The 11,837-nt window shown below is 35.3% G+C and carries 5 protein-coding genes; 2 read left to right on the top strand and 3 right to left on the bottom strand.

The features are described 5' to 3' along the window. Positions 1-67: 67 nt before the first annotated feature. The gene (locus AAEO57_RS01245) at positions 68-2,467 is read left to right on the top strand and encodes a glycoside hydrolase family 31 protein (RefSeq protein ID WP_341688683.1); all 2,400 of its coding nucleotides are present in this window, start codon (positions 68-70) and stop codon (positions 2,465-2,467) included. Positions 2,468-2,531: 64 nt separating this feature from the next. Here the strand turns inward: AAEO57_RS01245 and AAEO57_RS01240 are convergent, their stop codons facing one another. From AAEO57_RS01240 to AAEO57_RS01230, 3 genes are read right to left on the bottom strand one after another with little or no spacing between them, the layout of a single operon-like run. After that, positions 2,532-4,319: a prolyl oligopeptidase family serine peptidase gene (locus AAEO57_RS01240; RefSeq protein WP_341688681.1), complete on the bottom strand. Its 1,788-nt coding sequence runs from the start codon at positions 4,317-4,319 to the stop codon at positions 2,532-2,534. Continuing rightward, positions 4,319-5,443 carry a glycoside hydrolase family 88/105 protein gene (locus tag AAEO57_RS01235; protein ID WP_341688679.1) on the bottom strand — a complete coding sequence of 375 codons (1,125 nt, stop codon included), beginning with the start codon at positions 5,441-5,443 and terminating at the stop codon, positions 4,319-4,321. Before AAEO57_RS01235 ends, AAEO57_RS01240 begins: the two co-directional genes overlap by 1 nt. A gap of 23 nt (positions 5,444-5,466) precedes the next feature. Next, complete coding sequence (locus AAEO57_RS01230) at positions 5,467-8,268, bottom strand: glycosyl hydrolase (RefSeq protein WP_341688677.1); 2,802 nt, start codon at positions 8,266-8,268, stop codon at positions 5,467-5,469. Positions 8,269-8,692: 424 nt separating this feature from the next. Between AAEO57_RS01230 and AAEO57_RS01225 the strand changes: the two genes are divergently transcribed. After that, positions 8,693-11,836: a SusC/RagA family TonB-linked outer membrane protein gene (locus tag AAEO57_RS01225; RefSeq protein ID WP_341688675.1), complete on the top strand. Its 3,144-nt coding sequence runs from the start codon at positions 8,693-8,695 to the stop codon at positions 11,834-11,836. The last annotated feature ends 1 nt before the right edge of the window (position 11,837 follow it).

The raw sequence follows: 11,837 nt of genomic DNA, 5'->3' as shown, positions 1-11,837 counted from the left end.
GGATTACTAAGTTTTTTTGTAAGTTTGAAATTAAAGGCAGCATCATTAAAATTAATTCATTAGTCATATGATTACAAATACCGCATTAGAATACAAAGGCAATTTATTTCCGTCAAAAGTCGTTTCGTATGAGCATGAAGGTGATTCTATTTCTTTTAATACGGATAATAACGTAATTTTAAAAGTCACTATTCTCCGAGACAGTTTAATTCGTTTTCGTTTTACCACAAAAGGTTATTTCAGTAATGATTTTTCGTATGCAATTGATAAAAGTCAGCTGCATGGCTATAATTTTCTGAATGTTTCTGAAGAAGAAAATCATTTTGAAATCAGGACAAGTAAAGTAAAATGTAAAATCAAGAAGGCGGATCTACGCTTGTCGATTTATGATTTAAATGACTTTTTAATTCTTGAAGACGAACTTGGTTTTCATTGGGAAGAAAGCTATGAGTATGGTGGAAATATTGTAAAAATGAGTAAGTCATCAAAAGATGGTGAATGTTTTTACGGCCTTGGCGACAAAGCCACACAAATGAATTTAAAAGGCAAAAGGGTAGAAAATTTTGCTACCGACCAATACGCATATCACAAAGACCAGGAGCCGTTATATAAGGTAGTCCCTTTTTATATTGGTCTGCATAACAAACAATCTTACGGTATTTTCTTTGACAATACATTCCGTACTTTTTTTGACTTCTGTCAGGAGAGAAGAAACGTAACCAGTTTCTGGAGCGAAGGTGGCGAAATGAATTATTACTTTGTTTACGGACCCCAAATGCAGGATGTCGTTACGACGTATACTGATTTGACCGGTAAGCCAGAGTTGCCGCCGCTTTGGGTTTTAGGGTATCATCAGTGTAAATGGAGTTACTATCCTGAGAGTAAAGTAAAAGAAATCACTTCAAAATTCAGAGAACTTAAAATTCCTTGTGATGCCATCTATCTGGATATCGATTATATGGACGGTTTTCGATGTTTTACCTGGAATAAAGATTATTTTCCGGATCCAAAGAAAATGGTTGCTGAATTAGCTGAAGATGGTTTTAAAACAATAGTAATCATAGATCCGGGGATTAAAATAGATAAAAATTACTGGGTTTATCAGGAAGGTCTGGAAAAAGACTATTTCTGTAAAAGAGCAGATGGCCCCTATATGAAAGGAAAAGTCTGGCCGGGTGAATGTAATTTTCCGGATTATACCAATCCAGTAGTAAGAGAATGGTGGGCTGGATTGTTTAAGGAATTAATCTCAGATATTGGAGTAAAAGGAGTCTGGAATGACATGAACGAGCCTGCCGTTATGGAGGTTCCGAATAAAACTTTTCCAATGGATGTCAGACACTTTTATGATGGAAATCCTTGCAGCCACAGAAAAGCGCATAACATCTACGGTACCCAAATGGCAAGAGCTACTTATCATGGTGTAAAACGATTTGTGTATCCAAAACGTCCTTTTGTAATTACCAGATCTGCTTATTCAGGCGCACAGCGTTACACCTCTTCATGGACAGGCGATAACGTAGCTACATGGGAACATTTATGGATTGCGAATATTCAGGTGCAGCGTATGAGTATTTCCGGAATGGGCTTTACTGGTTCTGATATTGGAGGATTTGCCGAACAGCCAACGGGAGAATTGTACGCACGATGGATTCAGTTAGGGGTTTTTCATCCTTTTTGCAGAACGCATTCTTCAGGAGATCACGGAAATCAGGAGCCTTGGGCTTTTGATGAAGAAGTAATCAACATCACACGAAAATTTGTGAGTCTCCGTTATCAGTTATTACCTTATTTATATACGATGTTCTGGCAGTATATCGAAGAAGGAATCCCAATGTTAAAACCTTTGGTTTACTACGATCAGGATGATACTCAGACCCATTATCGTAATGATGAATTTATCTTTGGAAATCATATATTAGTTTGTCCGATTTTAGAACCTAATGCCGTAGGAAGACGTATGTATATTCCAAGAGGCGAGTGGTACAACTATTGGACAAATGAATTTGCAATTGGAGGCCGGGAAGTCTGGGTGGATTCTAAATTTGATGAAATTCCGGTTTTTGTAAAAGCAGGATCAATTATTCCGAAATATCCGGTTCAGCAATATGTAGGAGAATTAGAATTTGATGAACTTGTACTCGATTATTATTTTAAAATCGGCAAGGAAAAATCAGAAGTTTATGAAGATGCACAGGATGGTTATGATTATAAAAAAGGCCGTTTTAGCTTTTTGTCTTTCAGAACGATTGGAAAAGAAAAAGAATTAATTATCCAATTGCATAAAGAAGGAAAATACGAAACGCCTTATGGAAAATACAAAATCAATTTTATAGGTTTGCCTTTTAAAGTTACTGAAGTAGAAATCGATAATGAAAAAATTGAATTTAGTGCAGTTGATTTCGAATTGAATCATTTCTTAATTGTTGAAAAAGGATTTAATGAACTTCATATTGTTGGAGAATAATTAAATAAAAAACAGCGAGCTTAAATAATTTTAAGTTCGCTGTTTTTTTTATATCATTACTATTTTATTTTATTTCTTTTAAAGCGTTAATTTCAGCCGCAGAAACTTTAATTACAGTTCCGTGCCGTGTGCCTTTAGGAAAACTAACCTGTTCTGAAATATCTTCCCAGCCTTTAGAAGTTTGTTTTACGGCTCCATATTTTTTCTGGGTATACTTGTCAAAATACACAATCCATTCATTGTTTATCTGAATAGCGGTAGGTCCTTCAGCCCAGTAATTTCCGGTAATGGGGTCACTTACTTTTGTGTATGGTCCTTCCAGTTTTTTACTGGTCGCTACTTTTAAATTCTTCTGAACCGGGACTTTTGTTTCGTCCTTTAAGTACATGGTGTAGCCTTCATTTGTTTTTACAATAGAAGCATCAATGACATTAAAACCCGGCTCATAAAGCAATCTGGTTTTAGAGAATTTTTTAAAATCCTTTGTTGTGGTATAATAAATTCTGTGATTGTATCCTTTTTCTTCTTCCGATTTGGTTTCCGGAAACTTTCCGTCAATTGTAGAAGCCCAGTAAATCATGTAGGTTTTAGATTTTTCATCATAGGTAATTTCAGGTGCCCAGGTATTTCTGGTTTTTTCTTCATGTGTCATAACCGGAATAAATTCCTGCTTTGACCAGTGAATCAAATCTTTTGAAGAAGCATATCCAATACCTTTATCTGTCCAGCTTACTGTCCAAACCATGTGGTATAAACCGTCACCACCTTTAATTACACAAGGATCGCGCATAAGTTTGTCTTTTCCGACTTCAGGAGTTAAAAAAGACGTGTCATTTTTTAAAGTGTTCCATTTGTAACCGTCTTCACTGTAAGCCAAATGTAGCCCATCTTCACCATTCCCTTTAAAATAGGTAAAAACATAACCATCACCTTTTAAAATATAATCGTTAACAGCAAGCCATTTCCTGAAGGTTTCAGACCAGTACGCATTAGTACCTTTTACCCCAAGACCAAAACCATGACCTCCATTTTCATATAAATGCATTTCTGCCGGAACTTTTTCTTTTTTTAAAGCCAGATAATAATTAATACTGTTTTCTACAGGAACAGCTTTATCATCAGTTGCATGCACTAAAAAAGTTTTGGGTGTTGAAGCTGTTACCTGTTTTTCATTTGAATATTTTTCGACTATCTCTCCCTGTGCATTTTTACCTAATAGATTGTCTTTTGAACCCTGATGTGTAACACCTTCCTGCATGGATATTACAGGATAAATTAAAATTGAAAAATTAGGTTTTGCACTTGTGGTATCAGAAGGAGTATATACTTTATCGTCATAATGTGTCGCTAAAGTTGATGCCAGATGTCCTCCGGCAGAAAATCCCATGAAGCCGATTTTGTTAGGATTTAATTTCCACTTTGCCGCATTTCTTCTAACCAGACGAACAGCTTCCTGCGCATCCTGCAGAGGCGCAACAGTTTTATTTTTCATAATCAAATCGCTTGGCAATCTGTATTTTAAAACAAAAGCATTAATTCCTAAGCTGTTAAACCATTCGGCTACTTTATAACCTTCTTTGTCAATAGCAAGCATTCCGTAAGCGCCTCCGGGACAAATTATAACAGCTGTTCCGTTTGATTTTTCCTGATCTGCAAAATAAGCTGTGAGAGTTGGAGTAGTTACTTTACGGACATCTACTGCAATGCCATCTTTATTGGTTACTATTTTTTCTGCATATTCTGTAGATTCAATAGCATCCGGGATATTATCCCACAGCGGAATTTCCTTTTTTTGAGAGAAAGTAGATAGGCTAAACCCCAAAGAAATAAAATAGAAAAAAGCTTTTTTCATTATTTCATTTTATAAATTTCAGATCCTGCTAATAGAAAACAACCCAACCCGTAATCTTCAAAATCAGGAATTTTGTCGTATGATAATGGCTGTCCGTCTTTTGGTTCTTTTCCTGTTGACTGTAAAAATCCTAAGAATCCGGTATCGTGCAAAGCATCTTTAGTCATTGCGTTCCATGCTTTTTCGATTACAGGCAAATACGTTTCTTTCTTTAAAATTCCATTGTTGATACCATAAGCTATTCCGTAAATAAATAAAGCAGTTCCAGATGTTTCTTTTTCTCCAAAATTTGTTGGATCATGTAAACTCACATTCCAGAACCCGTCAGGTCTCTGAATTGGAACTAAAGCTGCAGCCATTGCTTTTAAATCTTTTACATACTGATCTCTGTGAGGCGCATTTTGAGGGATTATGCTCAATACTTTTGCCAAGGCTCCAATTACCCATCCGTTTCCGCGGCTCCAGTAGCAATCTTCGCCATTTGGTTCTTTGTATGGAGGATCAAAATCGGCATCACGCCACCATAAACCATCTTTTGGATTGAAAAGCCCGTTATCGCCATGTTTATTTCTTGAGTACATATACATTTGATACATTTTCTCGAAATAACGATTGTCTTTTTCTAACACACCCAATTTGGCAAAAACAGGCATTCCCATCTGAATAGCATCAATCCAAGACCAGTCGTCAAGTTGAGGCGTATTGAGTAGCATGTTGATATTGGCTTTGGTGTTTTTTAGTTTTTTAGCATCCGGTTCTAAATTGTACAAATCAATATAGGTTTGGGCAGCACAATAATTGTCTGCATTTCGGGTAACGTTCCCGCTGTTAAAACCCCATTTATGGAATTCTGCCCAGTCATAAGCATATTTGTAATAAGCTTCTTTTGGGAAAATTTCATGCAAAGCCATTAATCCTTCATAATAAACCCCACGTGTCCAGATATTACTTGGACGTTCTTTATTAGTGATGATTGTTTTACCTGTTTCCGGCCATTTTTGCATAAAATAATCGTTGGCCAAAATCATTTGTTTCAGCACTAGTTTTTTATCAAAAGGCTGCTGGGCATTTGATGTGCCTGTATAAAAAAAGGTTATAGCAATGATTAAGAGTAATTTTTTCATTTTCAGTATTCTTTATTAAATAATTAGTTTTGTTCTTTTAATGGTGTAATAGTAACCGGGCCTAATAGTCCTGATGGCATTGGATTCCATTTTGTGGCATCAAATTTTTTATAGTCTTTGTCTACCATATTGATTTCGTAGAAAATCTTCCATTCTTCTCCTTTTAATTCTTTATCACGAATTCGGTTGGCTGAAAGGTTGGTTACCTGAATTTTTAAAGTATTTTTTCCTTTTTTTAATTTTCCAATGTTTAATTTATAAGGAACAGACCATGCAGTACCAATAAACTGATCATTTAACCACACTTTTGCGCTTTCGCGAACGTCTCCCAGATTTAAATTCCATGATTCTGTTTTAGCATTCAGATTTTCAAATTCAAGTGTGTAAGTTGCCGATCCTGAAAAAGCTTCAGCTTCAGGACCTAATTTTGTCCACGATTCCAGATTTGAAACTACCGCTGCTGGAGGTAATTTTGGTCCGCCTTTATCAAAATTGATTTTCCAGTTTCCTTTTAATGGAATTGCTTCAGCAGTTGGTTCATAGTAATTCCATTTTTTTTGGGAAGCTGTATTTTCTGTTTTCAGGAAATAAGATTGACCCGGTTCAATTTTGATTTTGACTAAAGTTGTATTGTCTGATTTTTTTACCACTGCATTTCCAAATTCTCTGTTTAAAGGATCGAAAATGATAACTTCTTTATTGCTTATTTGCAATGGAATGAAATCATCAATTGTTTTTGGAGTATGATTTACAAGATAATATATTTTTTCACCGTCGACATTTCTTCTTATAAATTTTAGGCCAGTATTAACAAGTGTTTCAGGATATATCTGGGCATTTTCCAATGTTTCAACGATATTCGAAACTGGTTTTACAGCTTCTTTATTTTCTGCCAAAACAGCCTGAAGTTTTGCTTCCTGTTTTTTGTAATCATTAAAACCGGGAACAGATTCAGGTAATCCTTCAAAAATAACTTTTCCACCGGCTTTTTGTAATTCAATTAGTTTTTGCAAAGTAGCAAGAGGCATTTTTTTACATGCAGGAACAATTAACGATTTAAAAGTACCGCCCGGAAGAGCGATATTGCCATTTAGAACTTTGGCTTCGGCAATAAAATTATCAGAGATAAAATCGACACCATAGCCTTTATTCATTAATTCTTTAGTCGTGTTGTAAAACGGAGTTCCGTGTAACCATTCGGATAAAGAATGTATTTTGTATTCAACAAATAAACTTCCTTTTTTATACTTGTCCCAATTGTCAAAAATAGGCCAGTAAAGCAATATTTCATTGTCTGCTTTTCCTTGCTGCAGCATCGACTGGCAGTTTGATATATACGAGAATAGGGCAGGCGCATCTTCCCAAATACTATTAGTTGCATTAAAATTTACAGAGGCATAGAATTTCCATCCAGGCCACGCAGCTCTGTCAGGTGAATAAGTTGAACCATGAAGAAAAATATGATTCACACCGTTTAGCATTAAATCTTCGGCTTCCGGTTTGCATTGTGACAAAGCGGTTTTAAAATGTTCTCTCAGCCAGGTAAAAGTTTCAGATGAAACCAGGTTTTTTCCTGAAATATGAGCAGCAGATGATGAAAATTTAAGCATTACAGGGTCGGCATCGCCTTCGCGGATATCTTCTTTCTCACGTCTGAAACCCGGAATATCAAATGGCATAGAACCAAAAGTTTCACATTCAGGAATATCTGCAGAAGCGTACAAATCAATTAAATTCCCAGGAGATCCATGTGCCTGAAGTTTAGTTTTAAAGTTTTTTGAATGTGCCCATTGGGTCCATGGCTTATCGAATTTATTCAATAATAAGTCGGCTATGGTTTGTCTGTAATCACTTCTTATCCGGTTAGAAACTTCCTCATCTTTTTCGTTCAGAAGCATAGATAATTGCTTTTTGAGATCATAACCTCTTCGGTTTTGGAATTCTTCGAAAAAATTTGGAGTGAAATCCGTTCCGTAAACTTCATAACTGTCGTTAAAGATGGCTCTTATTTTTCCTTCACGTCCTTTTAGGGCATTGTTAAAAGGAACTACATAAGCGTTCAGAGCTTCTTCGGAATAATGGTCTAAAGTATAGCCTTTTCCTCCCGGAGCAGACCTTTTTACCTGCTGTCCGGTTTTGCCGCTAAAAACAGCATATATGATATAATCTGTTTTTTTTGCTTTCCATTTTAATTTATTTGGCTCTAAAGTGTTTGGTAGTGCTATGTGAGTACCTTCAATGCCTTTATCATTTGATATTGAACTTTTGTTTTGTAATTGATCTGTTAGGTTTACATAACTTCCGTCCTTGCCATACGCTACTACGTACAGGAGTTCAGCAGGATTTTTTTCTTTAGTATTTTCAACCTTAATAGTTCGGTCTATCGTTTCGTTCTTTTTTAGATCATATTTTTCTACAATCAGTTTTGAGGCTGCATGTGGTAATGTAACATGTGAGCCTCCGTAAGGCCATCCGGTACCCAAAACCATATCAACCTGCATGTGAAGACTATCTGCTACATGAATTGTATAATCGAGCATATCCATCCATTTTGGAGATAGATAATCGATGAAATTATTTTCTTCACCTTTTACACCATATATTGGAGTAATTTCTACACCTCCAATTCCAACTTTATGAAAATCTATGAGACTTCTTTTTAAGTTAGGTTTGTCTACAGCGCTCCCCATCCACCACCATCTTGTCCATGGCTGATTAATATTACTGGAATCCGGCCAGGGAGATTTATCGGATTTTTGGGAAAATGATTTGAAAATAAAACAAAAGATAAATAAAAAAGAAATGAGGATTTTCGAAAGTTTCATTATAGGTCTGAGTTCAATGGTTGATAGAATTTATTCCTGATAAAATGAATCAGGTCTTTTTTGTGTAAAAGCTAATCGAGTAAAAATAAAAAGCTTTTATGAATTTGCTATCCTGTGGCATCCTGATTGGTAATTATTGATAATAAATTAATAAATAAATAATGAAGTGTATTTTTTTTTATTTCTCATTATTTGGACTTAAAAAATACGAATGTTCAAAAAATAATTTAGTTAAATTTTGTATTCCATATAGCTGGATTAAAACTGAATTTAATGTTGTTAATCAGTAAGTTGTCTTGGTTTTGTTAAACAAAAACAAAATACAAACTGTAATATGCTGAATATTAACAGGATACTACAGGATGCGGTCAGAGGTGCTTCTGGATAAATTTGGGATACTAAATTATAACCAAATTTAACTTTTATGAAAAATAAAATTAATTTAATGTTAGCGGTAGCGATGTTTGCAATATTGCATGTGTCGGGTTATGCGCAAAACAAAGAGGTGACAGGGGCGGTTACCGATCCTGCTAAGCTTTCTATTCCGGGAGTAAACGTATTGGTAAAAGGAACGAATCGTGGTACGAGTACAGATTTTGACGGTAGGTATAAAATATCAGTTTCACCAGGTGAAACTTTAGTTTTTTCATTTGTTGGTTTTGTTTCCAAAGAGCAAAAAGTAGGAGAGTCTAACACGTATAATGTCTCTTTGGACGCCGAAAGTGCAAACTTGAATGAGGTTGTTGTTATTGGTTATGGAACGCAAAAGAAAAAATTAACGACAGGTGCAATATCAGGTATTAAAACAGAAAATTTTACAGAAAGACCAATTTCAAGAGTTGATCAGGGGTTAATTGGTCAGGTAGCCGGGGTTCGTGTTAAACAGACAACGGGTATGCCGGGACAACCTTTTAGTATTGAAATTCGTGGTGCCGGATCAATTACAGCAGGAAATGAACCTTTGTATGTGGTTGATGGATTTCCTCTTTCTACTGAAGGGACTAATGTCAATGGAGGTTTTTCGAGTGGAAGTCCGCTGGATAATATGAATCCAAATGACATTGCTTCCATTGAGGTTTTAAAAGATGCAGCAGCAGCTTCTATTTATGGTTCAAGAGCTGCTAATGGTGTTGTATTGATTACTACTAAAAAAGGAACAAAAGGAAAAACAAAATATACTTTTAATACTTATGGTGGTATAAATAAAGAAGCTAACAGGGTAGATATGTTGTCGGCTGAAGGGTGGATCAAAAGGGCTAAAACAATGATTGATACTCAGTGGGCTGGATCAGGTATACCTGGGGCTTCGAAAGATCAGAATAATGCTGAGCGTATTGCTACTTATAATGCAAAAAATCCAACAAATCCTCTTGTGCCAAGTAATAATAGTTATTATACCTATTTGTATGATGACAGATGGGATATACCGGGACACCCAGGATTAGATTATATTGATTGGCAGGACAAAGTTTTCCGTACAGGAGAGTTTAGTAATTATCAATTGTCTGCTTCGGGAGCAACAGATGTGGTTAATTATTATGTTTCGGCCAATTATCAAAAAAACACAGGATATATAGTAGGAACAGATTATACTTTGTTTTCTGCAAGAGCTAATATTGATTTTAAATTATCAGACAAATTTAAAATAGGGATTAATTTTTCTCCGTCTTATTCTGAAAGAAATGATCCGGGTGTTGAAGGAAAAGATAATACATTATTCAAGGCTTTAACGGCAACTCCTGTTTTTGAAAGTGCACCTAATGCAGCGGGTGAAAAATACACAACCCGATACGCATGGGGGAGTAGTACGACAAATATGCTTAATGCGTTGGCTAGAACTGGTAAAAATTCGATGTATAGAAATATTGTTTCTACTTATTTTGATTATAAATTTGCAAATGCTTTTACACTAAAAAGCACAATTAATTTTGATAATGCTGATAACACATTTGAAAGTTATACGCCAAATGATGTTCTTGCAAGTATAAGAGGGGCTTATAATACTTATAGAAGATTAAATATTGTAAATGAGAATACTTTGACTTACAATAAATCTGTAGGAGATCATGGTTTTAATGTTCTTTTGGGAGAATCATTTAGTTCTTATAAAATTACCAGATCAGTTCTTTCTTCTGGAGGGCTTTACACTAATTCTAGTATTGAAACCCTTCCAACGGGATCATTAGGTTCTACTAATGCAGAAAAAAATACTTTGTTGTCTTTTTTTAGTAGATTTCAATATGATTATAAAGAAAAATATATGCTATCTGCAAGTGTAAGGAGTGATGGTTCTTCTAAGTTTGGAAGTGATAACAGATGGGGGACATTTTATTCTTTATCTTTAGGATGGAGAGTTAAGCAGGAATCGTTTTTACAAAATGTGGATTGGTTAAGCGAACTAAAGTTTAGAGCCAGTACAGGTACAAACGGTAGCAATAATATAGGTAGTTATTCATCTTACTCCACATTAGGTTCCTATAATTATGCTATTGGTGGAGCTGTTGGAATAGGACAAGGTGTGAATTCTATAGGGAATCCTTCATTGCACTGGGAACAATCAAAAAGTGTTGATTTCGGATTGGATTTTGCGGTCTTGAAAAACAGAATTTCGGCAACATTTGATGTGTATAGAAAAAAGAACACCGATTTATTACTTAGACTTCCGGTTCCTGGGGCATCAGGTTTTACAAGTTATCTTACTAATGTAGGAGCGGTACAAAATCAGGGATGGGAGTTTGAGTTAAACACTGTCAATGTTAAGACTAATAAATTCGAATGGAAAACATCAGCTAATTTAAGTCATAATGAAAACAAGGTATTGGCATTAGGGCCGGATCAGACTAAAATTGAAATTAACAATGATTTTGCTGCAGGGGTTCCATTTATAAAATTAGAAGTTGGAAAACCTATGTATACAATTTTTGGGTTACAGCAAAATGGTGTAATCACTCAGGCGGATATTGATGCTGGAGGAACTACTATTGGAGGAAACAAATTAGTTTTAGGTGATCCAAGATATATTGATCAGAACGACGATAAAAAAATTAATACAGAAGATCGTGTTGACTTAGGTAATCCAACTCCAAAATATACTTGGGGTATTACAAATACTTTTAAGTATAAAGATTTTGATTTAAGTGTATTAGTACAAGGTCAAAACGGTGGAACAGTTTACGGATTAACAGGAAGGGCTATCAATCGTACCGGAATGGGGTCTGTCGAAAATGCGTTAAACGTGGATCCTGCAGTAAGAGGTAACTGGAAAACATCTTTTGGGTATCAGGCCAATTCTGATTGGTTGTACCCATCAGATTATATTAGTATAAGAAGTGTGTCCTTTGGTTATAATTTAAGAGAAGCAGTTAAAAGCTTAAAAAGAATAGATAATGCAAGATTGTATATAACATGTGAAAACTGGTTCTATTGGAATAAATATGACGGAGGTTTTAACCCTGAAGCAGTAAATACCTCAGGAAGTTCAAATAGTGATTTTGCTGTTCCTGTTGATTATGGAGGGGCGCCTTTAGCAAAATCGGTGGTTTTAGGTCTTAACATAAATTTTAATTAAA

The organism is Flavobacterium calami (assembly GCF_038290035.1).
Classification (GTDB): Bacteria; Bacteroidota; Bacteroidia; order Flavobacteriales; family Flavobacteriaceae; genus Flavobacterium; species Flavobacterium calami.
This window is presented reverse-complemented; position numbering and strand designations above follow the sequence as displayed.

What these genes read in the sequence shown, in the direction of transcription:
- AAEO57_RS01245 (WP_341688683.1), top strand. Translation starts at nt 68, where the DNA reads ATGATTACAAATACCGCATTAGAATACAAAGGCAATTTATTTCCGTCA.
- AAEO57_RS01240 (WP_341688681.1), bottom strand. Translation starts at nt 4,319, where the DNA reads ATGAAAAAAGCTTTTTTCTATTTTATTTCTTTGGGGTTTAGCCTATCT.
- AAEO57_RS01225 (WP_341688675.1), top strand. Translation starts at nt 8,693, where the DNA reads ATGAAAAATAAAATTAATTTAATGTTAGCGGTAGCGATGTTTGCAATA.
- AAEO57_RS01235 (WP_341688679.1), bottom strand. Translation starts at nt 5,443, where the DNA reads ATGAAAAAATTACTCTTAATCATTGCTATAACCTTTTTTTATACAGGC.
- AAEO57_RS01230 (WP_341688677.1), bottom strand. Translation starts at nt 8,268, where the DNA reads ATGAAACTTTCGAAAATCCTCATTTCTTTTTTATTTATCTTTTGTTTT.